General features: G+C 40.8%; 8 protein-coding genes. 5 read left to right on the forward strand and 3 right to left on the reverse strand.

Features of this window, described 5'->3' with window-relative positions:
• The first annotated feature begins 662 nt into the window (after window positions 1-662).
• Together H6H03_RS10580 and H6H03_RS10585 are read left to right on the forward strand one after the other, a co-directional pair.
• Complete coding sequence (locus H6H03_RS10580; protein WP_190955086.1) at window positions 663-1544, forward strand: Npun_R2479 family HD domain-containing metalloprotein; 882 nt, start codon at window positions 663-665, stop codon at window positions 1542-1544.
• Window positions 1545-1680: 136 nt separating this feature from the next.
• A complete protein-coding gene (locus tag H6H03_RS10585) occupies window positions 1681-2796 on the forward strand; it encodes an ABC transporter permease (RefSeq protein ID WP_190955087.1) in 1116 nt (371 codons plus the stop codon).
• A gap of 419 nt (window positions 2797-3215) precedes the next feature.
• Here the strand turns inward: H6H03_RS10585 and H6H03_RS10590 are convergent, their stop codons facing one another.
• The 3 genes from H6H03_RS10590 to H6H03_RS10600 form a co-directional block, all read right to left on the reverse strand.
• Window positions 3216-4163, reverse strand: coding sequence for an SGNH/GDSL hydrolase family protein (locus tag H6H03_RS10590; protein ID WP_190955088.1), 948 nt, complete (start codon window positions 4161-4163; stop codon window positions 3216-3218).
• Window positions 4164-4422: 259 nt separating this feature from the next.
• A complete protein-coding gene (locus tag H6H03_RS10595; RefSeq protein ID WP_190955089.1) occupies window positions 4423-6420 on the reverse strand; it encodes a tetratricopeptide repeat protein in 1998 nt (665 codons plus the stop codon).
• Window positions 6421-7155: 735 nt separating this feature from the next.
• Window positions 7156-7674, reverse strand: coding sequence for a COP23 domain-containing protein (locus H6H03_RS10600; protein ID WP_242057804.1), 519 nt, complete (start codon window positions 7672-7674; stop codon window positions 7156-7158).
• 136 nt (window positions 7675-7810) lie between these two features.
• Between H6H03_RS10600 and H6H03_RS10605 the strand changes: the two genes are divergently transcribed.
• The 3 genes from H6H03_RS10605 to H6H03_RS10615 all read left to right on the forward strand — a co-directional run bounded on the left by H6H03_RS10605 (window position 7811) and on the right by H6H03_RS10615 (window position 15068).
• Entirely contained in the window at window positions 7811-10474 is a 2664-nt protein-coding gene (locus H6H03_RS10605; protein WP_190955090.1) for a beta strand repeat-containing protein, read from the forward strand.
• Window positions 10475-10541: 67 nt separating this feature from the next.
• Window positions 10542-12272 carry a ShlB/FhaC/HecB family hemolysin secretion/activation protein gene (locus H6H03_RS10610; RefSeq protein ID WP_190955091.1) on the forward strand — a complete coding sequence of 577 codons (1731 nt, stop codon included), beginning with the start codon at window positions 10542-10544 and terminating at the stop codon, window positions 12270-12272.
• Window positions 12273-12368: 96 nt separating this feature from the next.
• Window positions 12369-15068, forward strand: a complete 2700-nt coding sequence (locus H6H03_RS10615) for a CHAT domain-containing protein (RefSeq protein ID WP_190955092.1) — start codon at window positions 12369-12371, stop codon at window positions 15066-15068.
• Window positions 15069-15163: the final 95 nt, after the last annotated feature.

Genomic DNA, 15163 nt, shown 5'->3' on the forward strand with positions numbered 1-15163 from the left:
TATATCAAAAACGGCGCATTTTTCAGTCAATATGTTTTGTGTGCAGCAGTATATAACATAACAAAAATATATTTGGTCGTCAGAGTAATTACCAGTAAAGTACATAAAAAAATAATGTAAATTAAAATACAATTTAATGTAATTTTACTTATTAACCGTACTATCCTACCAAGGCAAATTTCCCAACTTGAAAATTCTCTGTCTTACACTGTCTCCACATCTTTGTCTGAGTCTTAACCTATGGCTTTTCACTTGGTCAAGTATTACATCACAGAGGAGATGTATTTAGATCACTGTCAATCATGAGTTAGAAATGAAAAATTGATAGATAAAGCTAATCTAGATTTATCCAATTAAAATTAAAAACGTTAATGTACTTTGCTATACTACGCCGTTATTTTCCCACCAAATCTATAATCCCTCTAAAGCGTTTGTATTGCTAGAAATTCACAGCTTATCCTGTAATACAGTACAGGTCAAGGTAGCGTCTACATCTACACCTGAGTTACAAAAGAGCAAACTGCATTGTCCGAAATTACACCAAGAGTATTGGGCATGGAAAGAGGCGGGGGAGCAGAGAGCAGGATCTTCTCCCTTGTCTCCCTTATCTCCCTTGTCTCCCCACTCCTTGAATAAAAAAGTACATACCAAAGCAAACAGATATGTTCAATGCCACTGAAATTTTAATTGATGCCTTTGTAAATCAAATTCGAGAAGGCTACCGTCGCACCTATGGCTGTTTTAAAAATGATTATCAGGATATTATTGCCTGGGCTGGTAATATGGCTTTGGAAAACATTGCCAATAGCGACGCCCTTTACCATAATGTCGAACACACCGTCTTAGTTACCCTGGTGGGGCAGGAAATTTTGCGTGGCAAACACATCAGAGAAGGTGGTGTTTCTAGCGAAGATTGGCTGCATTTTATTATCTCGTTAGTTAGCCATGATATTGGCTACGTTAAAGGGGTTTGCCGACAAGACCAAGAAACAGCAGGCTTATATGCCACAGGCAAAAATGGCAGAATGATTTCTTTGGCTCCTGGGGCTTCTGATGCCAGCCTCACGCCATATCACGTTGATAGAGCAAAGCTGTTTATTGATGAGCGTTTTGGCGGTCACAAGTTAATAGATGCCGATGCAATTAAAAGCAATATTGAATTGACTCGATTTCCGGTGCCTGCGGCAGAGGATCAGCAAGATACCAAGTGCTTTGCAGGATTAGTACGTGCTGCTGATTTGATTGGGCAATTAAGCGACCCACGTTACTTAAAGAAAATTAATTCTTTATTCTACGAGTTTGAAGAAACTGGGATGAATAAAGTTTTGGGCTATAAAACTCCTGCCGATTTACGTAAGAACTACGCGAAATTTTACTGGAATGGGGTATATCCCTATATCCAAGAAGGACTGCATTATCTGTCACTGACACAACAAGGAAAACAAATTCTGGCTAATCTCTACTCAAATGTGTTTGTTGTAGAACACGAAAGACAACAAGAAGAACAACAGCGGTATTTAGAGGAGTTAAGAGTTAAGAGTTAAAAGTAGAGACACGATTAACCCTTGTCTGTATGGAGTGGGGAGTTAAGAATTATTAACCATGAATTATGATAAACATGAAAGTTTGATAAATCAGAACTCAGAACTTTTAACTCCTAACTCATAACTCCTAACTACTATGGATTGGTGGCGACGACTGAAGAAAAATCCTTTGGCACGATTTGGGGCAATTTTGCTGTTAATTTTCTACATAGCGGTAATTGCAGCCGATTTCATTGCCCCTTATGACCCCTATGCCTCACAGCCTAATGGTTCATTGTTACCACCAACTAAGGTACATTGGTTTTCTCAATCAGGGCAGTTTATTGGGCCTCATGTTTATCCGACGACTCAAGGTGAGACGAATTTAGAAACAGGCGATCGCGAACTGATTGTAGACTTTAAAAAACCCTCACCCTTGCGTCTATTTGTCTCTGGTGCAGAATACCGATTGTTGCAGCTAAGTGTACCATTACCGCCCAAGTGGGATGAAGTAACAATTTTTCCCGGAATTCCCTTGAATTGGCATTTGTTTGGCACAACAAATGGCGTAAAATTTAACGTTTTGGGTACTGATGACCAAGGCCGCGACCAACTAAGTCGCTTGTTGTATGGCGGCCGCATCAGTATGTTTATCGGGATTTTTGGCGTTGCTATTTCCTTTCCTCTCGGTTTGCTCATAGGTGGAATATCCGGCTACTTCGGAGGTTGGACAGATAGCATCATCATGCGCTTGGCAGAAGTGTTAATGACTTTTCCCAGTATTTATCTTTTGGTCACCTTGGGGGCAGTTTTGCCACCTGGGTTAAGCAGTACCCAGCGGTTTTTGTTAATTGTGGTGATTACTTCGGTTATTGGCTGGGCTGGTTTAGCACGCGTAATCCGCGGACAGGTACTATCAATTAAAGAGCGAGAATTTGTCCAAGCCTCACGGGCAATGGGCGGTAACCCGCTTTATATTATTGTCCGCCATGTTTTGCCGCAAACGGCTACCTACGTAATTATTTCTGCTACTCTGGCAGTCCCCAGCTTTATTGGTGCAGAAGCGATATTGAGTCTGATTGGTTTGGGTATTCAACAACCAGACCCCTCTTGGGGCAATATGCTTTCTCTGGCTAGTAATGCTTCAATTATGGTTTTGCAACCTTGGTTAATTTGGCCGCCAGCTGTGTTGATTATCCTGACAGTGCTAGCATTCAACTTACTCGGCGATGGCTTGCGAGATGCACTTGACCCGCGCAGTTTACGGAGGTAGATTGTAAAAATAGCAAATGCTGTCGCCAAAATAAGAAATGCTGTCGCCGAAATAGTTTTTGCGACAACAAAATAGTTTTTGCGACACCAAAATAGTTTTTGCGAGTGCCGAAATAACAAATGCTGTCGCTGAAATAGTTTTTGCGACACCAAAATAGTTTTTGCGAACGCTGAAATAGTTTTTGCGATTGCTGAAATAAAAAATGCGATCGCTCAAACCATTTCTAAAAAAAATCTTTGTAACAAATGAATAGGCGCAATAGAATCGTTGACAGCAGTTTCTACTTTGACTTGGATGTTGGACAGTAATTTCAATTGCCGTAGCAACTTTGTTGGAGGCAGAGGATAAAATTCCTCAGCACTCCTGAGTCATCAGTCATCAATCATCAATCATCAACTTCAAGGAGATAATTTATTTCTTCAAGTTCCCCTATGCGTGCGTTGACGCTTCAGCACTCCTACTGTACCTAAAGCCCCCAGTGCCAACATTCCTAAAGCTGGCGAAGATTCTGGAACTGCTGCTAATGCGGCTCCTGCTAAAATGCTGTGAGTGTATGCTGTGGGATGCAGCTGATCCCAGAATAAATATTGATTGGGGTTAGGACAGGTAGTGAAGCTCGTTGGGCTGGTTATTGTCAAGCAAGCATCAGTAACATTTGTAAGACCGAATTCTTCGGGAGATGCAAGCCCTCTACTGAATAAGGAATTAACATCAAAAAGGGTGACATGAATATCTTCTTGCTGGTTCAAAGTATTGACACCGAAAGCTAAGCCGGAGTTATGGGCGTTAGTTAAAGCAGTTAGCCCAGCAGAAACCGTTGGATTGTTATTGATGCTAGGAAGGGCACCTAAATTAGGTAAATTTACTACAAGAAAATTTTCAGCACCAACACTAGCCAGTGATTTTACCGCATTTATTAAATTATTGACTGGTTCAAGAGGGTTTGTTACGCCATTACGGTAATCATTTGCACCAGCCCAGATTACGTACAGCGCCTTGTCGTCAGCTTGAGTATTAGCTGTACTAAAGTTTGTTATCTGCTGAGCTAATCCTGGTAAATTTGCATTAACGGTGTTCAAAGTACCTGTGGTAGCACCACCAAAGGCAAAGTTAGTAAGTGTTATTCCCAAACTAGAAGATAAACCTTCTACCCAAACAGGGCCATTGGTAAAGCGTCCCTGAAAATAGGGTGGACTGGGAGGAAATTCATCTCCAGTAGCCGCTTTGATGAAATTGTAAGCATTGCCAGTATCAACGAGGCTGTCGCCAAAGGCGTAAATTTGACTAAAACTGGCGGCCGATGCTTTTAGTGAAAATACAAAAGAAGAAGATAATATAAATCCTGCGGCTATAACTTGTTTTTTCATGCTGATTACTTTTTTAGTAAATAGTTTAGAAATCTTGCAAAGTTATTTTTTGGTATGTATAACTGTCGGTTATCTCATTTTGAGGAATAAAAGAAAATTAAGTTAGGTTGGCACGAATAAACGAAGTTATGTACAACATAAATACGCATTACATATTTACTGAAATGACCAAAAATATGGGCGCTCATTTCAGTGAATTGATGATTAATTAGTATTTACCTTCCGCCTAAAGTTTCGATTTAATTACGAATTTAGTCATTTATTTTGGACAACTTTCTTTGGCTTGTTGTGGGGGTTGGTAATTGGGTTTGAGCTTCAAAGCTTCATCGAAGGCGGCGATCGCTTTTTCGCTTTGCTGGAATTTACACAGGCTCAATCCTAGATAATACCAGACCTCAGCTTTTTGAGCATCACTTAGTTTGTGATGATCTAGAAGGAAATAAAATTGCGCGATCGCTCGATCGTCTTGCTTTAGCGCTTGTAGCGCCATCCCTTTACCCCGTAAAGCGACAAAGTATTGAGGATTGTATTTTAATGCCTGCTCATAGGCTTTTAGAGAACTTTCGTATTCTTGTTTTCGGAATAATACCTTACCTTGATAGCTAAAAGCAATGGCTAATTCTTTAGCATTTGTATTTTTATGTTGAACTTCCGAAATTTCTTTTAAAAGCTCAATTGCTTGATTAATACTAGTAAGTGCTGCATCAGGTTTGTTGAGTGCTAGTAGCGCTTCAGTTTTATTAATCCAGAATACAGGATCTTTGGAATTGAGTTTAATGGCTTTATCAAAAGCGGAGATTGCCTCATTATATTGTTTGAGGTTAAATAGGGCTTCTCCTTTGCAATTCCAGGCATAAACAGCTTCTGGATTAATGATAGTTGCTGTAGTGCATGATTCTAGCATCTGGTTGTAGTCTTTGAGTCCAGCTAGTGCATAGCCTCGGTTAGTCCAAGATTGATAGTAATTGCTATCAAATTTTAAAAGGTTGTTGTATTTGGCGATCGCTTGTTGATATTCTCCTTGCTGTAACAAACCATTACCTTGTTTGAAAATCGTTTCTACTTGTAACCATCTAAATACACTCAAGCCAAAAATAATCAAGCCAGAACCACAGACCATTAAACCAGCTATTCCTAGCAATGCTAAAAATCGTTTATTTAAAGTAGATTTAGGTGTAGTAATAGGATTGCTGACATTCCAATTATTATCTGGTGAAATAGTTGTTTTTGCCGATGAAGCAGCAAGTATTTTCTCTAACTCCAGGTTTACCCAATTGCAATTAAAAACTGCTTGGTAAATGCGGTTTGCAACTTTTAGCTTACCTTCTTGTTGAACTATCAATCCTATATGCAACAGTTCTGCCTGTTCTGGACTATTATTGATTGGTAATTCGCCCTCTTGCCAAATTTCTCGGTACAGTTTCAACAAAGATAAGGGATCGCATTGCTGATTGTAGATTATACTTTCACGTATGCTTTGCAAATACTCAGCAGTGATTTGAGTTTTCCAATTGTTAATGAAGTTCTTATGTACTACTTGTTGGACTATTACTGCTTCTGCTCCTGCGGCAATATTATCGGGCCATTCCACAAGCAATTGACAAATTTGTTCGGTCAAATTCGGTTGTCCATCTGTCCAAATTTGGACTTCTGCTAGCACGGCTTCCAAACTACTAGATTTTTCTTCCAATTTTTTTAATAATTCTAGAGTACTAGGGCTAAAAAGTGTTAATGTTGCTGATTCCTGCTCTGCCGAATTGAAAGCAAAAGCTGAATGCTCAATGGGGTTCGAGATTTTCAAATTGTTCTGGTGTGGCACTAGGATTTTCAAATGTAATTGTTTTCTTTGGGTTAGGTTATGGTTATTTGAAATTTCTTGCTGGAGTTGTGATTCTAAAGCCAAATGCTCTAGAAAAAAATTAACTGTAGTCGGTTTCAACCAACCTTTAAGTACTGCTAATTCGCCAAAGTGAAGTTTTTTGTATGGTTGTTCGGCAAGAATAGTTGTGATTTGCTGTTCATTTAATAGTCCAGCTTCTTTTAAATATTCGCCCAAGGGCTGTTTGGGTTTTTGCTCCAGTAACACTGGCCATTTATCAGAGAAAAAATCAGCCGTTTCTTGTTTAAGCCATCCATGCAGGACTAAAATTTCACCAAGCTTCAACCCAGTAACTTTGGTCTGCTCTTTGAGAGCAATTTCTATCTGCTCAGATGAAATTAGGTCAGCCTGTTGTAAAACTTTACCAAGTGGCTTCATAATCAAAAAAGATATTATATTTAGTTATGAAGGTAGCAAAACAAATTATTTTTTTGAGTTATCAAAAGTCAATTTTCTTATTCATGTAACAATTTTTACCTTTTTGTATAAATATCTTTAAGTAAGCGGGTGCAAATAAACAAATCTAACTGTTGAAGGCTCAAGTTTCTTAGAGAAGATAAACTTGAGCCACTGCTCGACTAAGTTTTGGCGGCTCTTTCAGCACCGTCTGATGCTTTAAAACTTCTCTTGCGATTGCTGAGCCAACGCCAGAGACTTTGCGCTTTGTCCTTTGTTATTGGTCAAGGTTTCAAGTGTAGTTCTGTTTATTTTCACTGAGTTACTTAGATGATTAGTTGTGTTAGTATTTTATATCAGGACTTATGACGATATAGATATATACTTAATTTACTTAACTTTTATAACAATAATTAACAGTAACTTTACTCTGTAAGTCAACTCTGGCAATAGTTATAGTTTTAATTGATAGTTTTAATAGAAATTGAATATGATTGGTTTAAGTTTTGTATCATGTAATTAGTAAACGCACTTTATCTGCCAAATTCAAGAGACTCGCCACGGCAGTGCGTATCAAGTCGAAAAACCCTGAGAAAATTTAACTATATAAATTTCTGAAGTCGCTAAATTTTGCCGATCGCTATTATCTAGGCAACACCTATACAGCCCCATTGCTGCCAGGGTTAAACGCTTTTTTATATCGAAATTTTATCCAAATTAAAATGGCCACCAAAAAGGTTTGGTGTTAGTGTAAGTACGGCTAAGAGTCCGGGCATCGGAAGGCTTTGCTTGCTTAAAATCGCTACCCAGCATTTCGTATAAAGCTTGAGAGGGGTTATCAGCTGGTTTGAGAAAAAATAAAACTTTAGCACTGTAATGATTGCAACCGATACCTCTGCGTTCTACTGCACACACAACAGATTGCTCGTTCAGGCGATCGGCGGTTAAATATTCCGAACGACCTGTATCATAAATACTTTGTAAACTTTTAGCTGTGTTTTGGCAATTTTGGACGCCATTCCCCGCAGAAAAATATTTCGGAAGGAAATTTAACATGATGTAATCTTTAGGACTTCCGTCTTTTTCCAAACTCAAAATTACTTTTGGTGTACTGGCGTTAGTCTTGCAAGTTACTTGTACGCTATTAGCTCTACTGGGCACAGAGACTGCTAATATAGCACCCAGAGCTAATATTGGGGCTGTCGCCATAGTTGTCCAAGACTGCCAGTTGTTCATATTACTTAAACACCTTTCTTGACCACAATTTAGGCTCGAATATAGGCTCAATAATATCATTTTAGTTAAATGTACTTAAATTCAGCTAAAAAAATTTAAGTGATTTCTTCTTTTTTGGTAATTTGCCCTGTGTAAAATGAAACAATTTTTTTGCCAAATTTTAATTACTAGTAGTGCTTATATCTGTTATCTAATTACGGGCTTTCCTGTTTTAGCACAAATTTCTTCAGACAACACACTTGGTGATGGACAAAGTGTAGTTTCACCAGGGACGACCCCAGGGCTGGATTTTATAATTACAGGCGGAACACAAGTTGGTAACAATCTCTTCCATAGTTTTCGAGAATTTTCTGTTCCCACTGGTGGAGAGGCTTTTTTCAACAACACCGCACCTTTTAGTAACATTAGTAACATAATTAGCCGAGTTACAGGTGGTTCAGTTTCCAATATTGATGGCTTAATTAGAGAAAACTACGGTGCGAATTTCATACTGATAAATCCTAGTGGTATTAACTTGGGTGCTAAAGCTCAACTTAATATTGGCGGCTCGTTTTTGGCGAGTACAGCAGATAGCCTGAAATTTGCTGATGGTGCAGAATTTAGCGCTACGGATTCAACTTCCCCTCGGCTAACCATTAGTGTGCCAGTAGGCTTGCAATTTGGGCAGAATCCGCAAGCGATTCGCGTCCAAGGTCAAGGGCATAACATCAGTCTAGAAAGCCCGCTCTTCTCGCCCTTCACTAGGGGAGAAACCGCCGGACTAAAGGTGCAGCCAGGTAATACCCTAGCTTTGGTGGGAGGAGGAATTATCTCAGAGGGAGGAACGCTCACAGCCGAGGGCGGACGTATTGATTTAGGTAGCGTGGCAGGAGGTTTTGTAAGTCTCAATCCCAGTCCTCAAGGCTGGAATTTAGGTTATCAAGGGGTGACAAACTTTCAAGATATTGCTTTATCTCAAAAAGCATTAGCAGACACCAGCGGCCTTGGTAGTGGCTCGATTCAGTTGCAGGGGCGAAACATTTCCATCCGCGATGGCTCAATGGTTTTGATTCAAACCCAAGGAACGGAATCAGCAGGAGGAATTAACGCCAATGCTTCTGAATCTTTATCCTTAGTGGGTACTACAGCAGATGGGCGGATTTCCAGCACCTTATTTACAGAAACTATCGGCGGTGGCAAAAGTGGAGATATTAGCGTTAATACCCCCCGCTTAGTCCTTCAAGATGGAGCAGCCATAGCTGCGGCTACTTACAGCCCTGCTACTGGTGGGAATGTTGATATTAAAGCCAATGATTCCTTGCTAGTGTCAGGGTTTTCACCATTTAACCCCACACGCTTCAGTAATATTACGGCAGGAAGTTTTGGGGCTGGGAGTGCGGGAACTCTAACAGTGACAACTCAGCAATTAACTGCGCTTTTAGGAGGGAATATTGCCTCCGTAACTGCTGGTACTGGCTCTGGTGGAAACGTAACGGTGAATGCCTCGAAGTCAGTGGAATTGCTCGGTGTAACACCATTTGTTTTCACTCCTAGCCAAATAACTGCTGGTACCGGCGGCCCCGGAAAAGCTGGTAGCGTGATAATTAATACTCAACGGTTGGTAATCAAAGACGGTGGTAGAGTTGATGCTTCCACCTTAGCCAGCGGCCCTGCTGGTAGCGTCACCATTAACGCTCAAGATAGTGTAGAGGTAAGTGGCAAAGTCCCAGGCTCTGTAAATCCTAGTTTGATTATCTCCTCAGCTAATATAGTCGATCCGCTCTTGCAACTACTATTAAGAGTGCCTCCTATACCCAGTGGAGCTTCTGGAGACGTGACAATTAATACCGGGCAATTAGTTGTTAAAGATGGCGCACAGGTGACAGCGAGGAATGATGGCACCGGGAACGCAGGGACGCTGCGGGTGAACGCTGGCTCTATTTTGGTCGAAAATCAAGGTGGAATCACGGCGGCTACCAAAGGGGGTCAAGGTGGCAACATTGATTTACGAGTCCAGAATTCCTTACAGGTGTCTGGTAATAGTCAGATATCTAGCGACAATTTTGGTACGGGAGCAGGTGGAAGATTGACAATTGCAGCGAGTGAATTGACACTCGACGATCGCGCCTTGTTATCTGCTGCCACCACATCAGGGGAAGGTGGTAACATATCTCTGCAAACCAACTCCTTATTGATGCGCCGTAACAGTCAGATATCTGCCACTGCTGGTGGAAGTGGTGACGGAGGTAATATTAATATCGCTGGCTTTAGTCCAGCTAACTTTGTGACGCTGTTAGAAGGCAGTAAGATTACCGCCGATGCCTTTGAGGGGATGGGAGGAAATATCAGTATCAATACCAGAGGATTTTTTGTGTGTCCAACTTGTGAGATTACTGCTAGTTCCGAACTGGGAGTTGCCGGACAAATCAGTGTTATTACACCAGAGGCCCAAAGTAATTTTGAAATTATCGATGTACCGCAAGAAGTGGCGAAACCAGAAGAAGTGGTAGCTCAGGCTTGTCGAGCGACAACAAATCAAAATAGAAGTGAATTTACCATCACCGGACGTGGAGGATTACCACCTAGACCGAGCGAACAGCTAAGTAGTGGAGCTTTAATTAGTTTTGAGCCTGGTGATGCCAGTGCTGCGACAAAGGTGAATAATACTTCCCAACTGCCACCTCCAGCCACAGGTTGGTATGTTAACGCCCAAGGTGTCCTAGTTCTCGCCAGCCAAGTGCCTAATCCTACCCCTTATGCTTTTGGGTTAACTTCATCTAATTGTCAAAGCCCTTCGAGGGGGGAAAAGGTTAAGGGTTAAAGGGAAAAGGGAACCCCATAACTACCAAACCGATCGTCAATCCAAAATCTAAAATCTAAAATCCAAAATGGTATTAAGTGTTTGGCGACGGAGATTTTTTTTATCTCCTTGTGTTGCCTTTATACTGCTGGTGTATCATACAAATTCTGTTTGCGCCCAGCCGATTAATCCTGTAACGCCGAAGCCGCCGGAACAACCGCCTACTAATCCTCTACCACCAACAAACGTACCCATCCAAATACCCCCGACAGTACCGCCAACACCGGAAGAAGCCGTAGATATTCCAGGCAGTATTATTGTGCAAAAGTTCGAGTTTGTTGGTAATACTGCTTTTAGTCAAGAAGAATTAAACTCTGCGATCGCCAATTTTACACGCCAACCAATTACCTTTGCCGAACTTCTCAAAGCTGCCAATCAAATTACCGAGTTGTATGTGCAAAAGGGTTACATTACTTCTGGTGCCTACATTCCCAGTCAAGAATTTCGTTCGGGTATTATCAAAATTCAGGTAGTAGAAGGCAGCTTAGAAGATATTCAAGTCAATGTGATTAAAGGAAGGTTGAACTCAAATTATGTCCGCAGTCGCATTGCGATCGCTACTACCAAACCGCTAAATATCAACCGCCTTAAAGAAGCTTTACAACTGCTGCAACTCAATCCCCTAATTGAAAGCTTAGATGCCGAACTTACCGCAGGTACTAGACCGGGTGTCAATTCCCTAGCGGTAATCGTCAAGGGAGCGAGAACTTTTAATACGCAACTCAGTATTAATAATAACCGCAACCCCAGCATTGGTAGTTTTGAGCGCGGTATCGCCTTATCAGAAGGCAGTCTCCTGGGAATCGGCGATCGCCTGAGTTTTGCCTACAAAAATACCGATGGTAGCAATAGTTATGAAGGTGGTTATACCTTGCCAGTGAATCCCCGGAATGGCACTGTTGGCTTCAACTATCGGATTACCGACAACCAAATTATTGAACCTGATTTTAAAAATTTGGATATCGAAGTCAATTCCCGTGAGTTTGAATTATCTTTTCGCCAACCAGTTCTCCAAAGGGCCACCCCAGAAGTCAACCAAGAACTCACCCTGAGTTTAACCGCAGCTAGGCGGGAAAGTAATTCTTCCATTCGAGGAGTGGATTTTCCCTTGTTTGCTGGCGCCGATCCTCAAGGAGAAACGCGAATATCTGAATTGAGTTTCGCTCAAGAATGGCTACACCGTAGTCGTAAAGAAGTCTTAGCTGCTCGTTCTGAGTTTAATTTGGGAATTGGAGCTTTTGACGCCACGATTAATGACAGCGAACCAGATAGCCGATATTTCCTTTGGCGGGGACAAATGATTTATTTGCGTCTCCTCGGTCAACCAAAAGCACAAACAACGGCTCCGACTTTGTTGTTGCGTTCTAATATCCAATTGACCACTAGCTCTCTACTTTCCATCGAGCAGTTTAGCTTGGGAGGTCAAGGAACAGTGCGGGGTTATCGCCAAGATGTTTTACTCAATGATAATGGCATTTTTGCTTCCGCAGAATTGCGATTACCCATCGCCCGTTTCCCAGAACTGCGAGGTACTTTACAGGTTGCACCATTCATCGATTTTGGTACTGTCTGGAACACAGACAGAGAAAATCCCGACCCTAACACCCTACTAGGCACAGGATTAGGACTACTTTGGCAAATGGGAGATAAATTCACGGCCCGTTTAGATTGGGGTATTCCTTTAATAGATATTGATAATAGCAAGCGCACATGGCAAGAAAATGGCGTGTATTTTCAAATGGAGTATAGAGCGTTTTAAATTGTTGATTGATGACTGTTGACTGTTGACGGTTGACTGTAATCAGTCGCATATTTTTTTTTAAAGTCCCTAATGACAACTGAGCAATTGATAAAAATGATTTATAAAAATTACCGTCGTTTATTAATCTTTATCTTTTCAGCTTTATTGGGGCTGTTATCTAGTTTGACTATGCCGGCTTGGTCAAATTTTTCCAGCTTACATGCTAATGCTGCTAGTCCTTTAGAATTAGCAAGGGAAGGCGAACAAAGATACAATGCCGGAGAATTAGAAGCAGCAGCAAAGTTATGGGAAGCGGCGGCTGAGGCTTATGAAAAAGTGGGCGATCGCGATGGTATGACTAAGAGTTTGATTAATAAATCCCAGGCTTTGCAAGATTTAGGATTGTATCCCAAAGCTTGCAATACTTTACTCCAAGCTTTTGCGATTCAAAACCCCAACTGTAGCCAAATCCAAATCGAGCAACTCCAAAAAAACCTAGCCCAAAAAAGTGATTCTTTGAGTTTAACTCAAGCGATTGGTTTGCACAGCCTCGGTGATGTCCTACGCAGACAAGGGTTATTACAAAAATCACAAGAAATCTTGCAGTTAAGTCTTTCTTCAATTGGCGAATCGGCTGAAAAAAGCGGTGTGCTAGTGAGTTTAGGTAACACCGAACGGATCTTAGGCAACCAAATCCGCGATCGCTGGGACTATGATGTAGTGACGGACATTATCGATCGCAAATCTGTCGTCGATGCTCTAGGGCCCTACAATCAAGCTGTTAATTACTATATCCAAGCAACAAAGGTAGCATCAGCGCCACCAATACCTAAAATTCAGGCACAACTCAATCAATTCCAGCTATTACTGGAGATGAAAAGATGGTGGAGCGAACAGACGCAACGCCGGATTGCTTCTTGGGCGAGATTTTCTGAATCTAAATTAATTCAACGGGGGAAAGATTTTCTCTCTGGGTTGGAGTTGCAGTTGAGCCAAGATGCTCAAGCATTGCAAAATCAAATTTTACCTAACTTAGCTACTCTTGCTCCCAGTCGTGCTGCTATTTATGCCCAAATTAACTTTGCTGATTCTTTGATGCAAAGCGGACAAATAAATCAGGTTGAACCTTTATTAGAGAATGCACTCCAACAGTCACGGACTTTACAGAGTAGACGAACTGAAACCTATGCTCTAGGGTATTTGGGCAAACTTTACGACAAACAAGGACAGTTAAATCGGGCAATCAAACTGACACAGCAAGCACTAATATTAGCCCAAGAACAAGATATCAGTGGTGATGCTAGGGAAATTACTTATCTTTGGCAATCTCAGTTAGGAAGTTTACTACGAAAACAGGGAGATCCAAAAGGAGCGATCGCAGCTTACACCGCCGCATTTAATATTCTGCAATCCCTACGCAGCGATTTAAACGCTAATAATCAAGATGTCCAATTTGACTTTCTCCAAGAAGTCAAACCAGTCTATCTAGAATTAGCAGATTTGCTGTTGAAATCAAATTTGACTGACAAGGAATTAAATTCGTTAATGGTTTCTAATTCTATCATTAATCGGGAAAAGTCGGAAAATAAAAATTCTCAAAAACGTCTAGAATTAGCCCGCCAGGTGATAGAATCTCTGCAATTAGCAGAACTAGATAACTTCTTTCAAGACCCCTGTTCCGAAACAGCAAATGTGGCGTTGCAAATTGATAATATTGATGCCAATGCAGCTGTAATCTATCCGATTGTTTTGCCAGAACGCTTAGAAGTTATCCTTTCCGTGCCGGGAAAACCCTTGCAGCAAGTAGTAGTTCCTATTAGCGAACAAGAAGTTAATGAAACTCTAGATCGGCTTTACGATAATTTAGACAACCTTAGTATCAATAACTCTGCACGAAATATTCTCTCTACTTCTAACCCAAATCCCCAAGAATTAAAGGAAAATCTGCAAACACTTTTACCAATTTTTGGGGAAGTTTATAATTGGTTAATTAAACCTTTTGAGGCAGAGCTAGATCCCAAGCAAATCAAAAATTTAGTATTTGTATTAAATGGAAGATTGCAGAGAGTCCCAATAGCTGCACTCTACGATGGACAAAACTACTTAATTGAAAAATATGGTATTGCCCTGGTTCCTAGCCTACAACTGCTAGCTCCTCAACAATTGGAAAAAAAACAACTTAAGGTTTTAGCTGCTGGAGTTAGCGAGCAAATTAAGGTACAAGGGCAATTTTTTGCAGCACTAGTTAATGTTCCAAAGGAATTAGATCAAATTCAACAAACTTTTCCTGCTTCCGAAAAACTGCTCAATCAAGAGTTTACTATCAAAACTATTCAAAAACAGTTGAAATCAAATTTCCCTGTTATCCACTTAGCTACTCATGGGCTATTTAGTTCTAATCCCCAAAAGAATTTTATTATTACAGGAGATGGTCAAAGTATTAGTATTAATGAGTTGAGTGCTTTGCTAAAAGAACCAGGCACAACTATAGAATTATTAGTGCTAAGTGCCTGTGAAACTGCTACTGGCGATGAACGAGCTGTCTTAGGTTTGGCAGGAATGGCTGTTCGTTCAGGGGCACGCAGTACCCTTGCCACTCTCTGGCCTGTAGGAGATGCTTCTACCGCCCAATTTATGGGCCAATTTTACGAAGACTTGAAAAAGCCAGAAGCAAAACAAGCTGATGCTTTGAGGAAAGCTCAACTATCGCTGTTAGAATCTTTGAAGCTAAATCCACCTTTTGAAGAGTTGCAGAATTTACCACCTCATCCTTATTATTGGGCATCTTATGTTTTAGTTGGAAATTGGCAATAATGGCTGTTGATGGTTGACGGTTAATACAAATTCTCTAAAATTGGGCAACAGATGTAAATTATACAAATTGGAAAAAAGAATGCGACAAATAGACC

Origin of the sequence: Nostoc paludosum FACHB-159 (assembly GCF_014698835.1) — a bacterium.
Lineage (GTDB): Bacteria > Cyanobacteriota > Cyanobacteriia > Cyanobacteriales > Nostocaceae > Nostoc > Nostoc paludosum.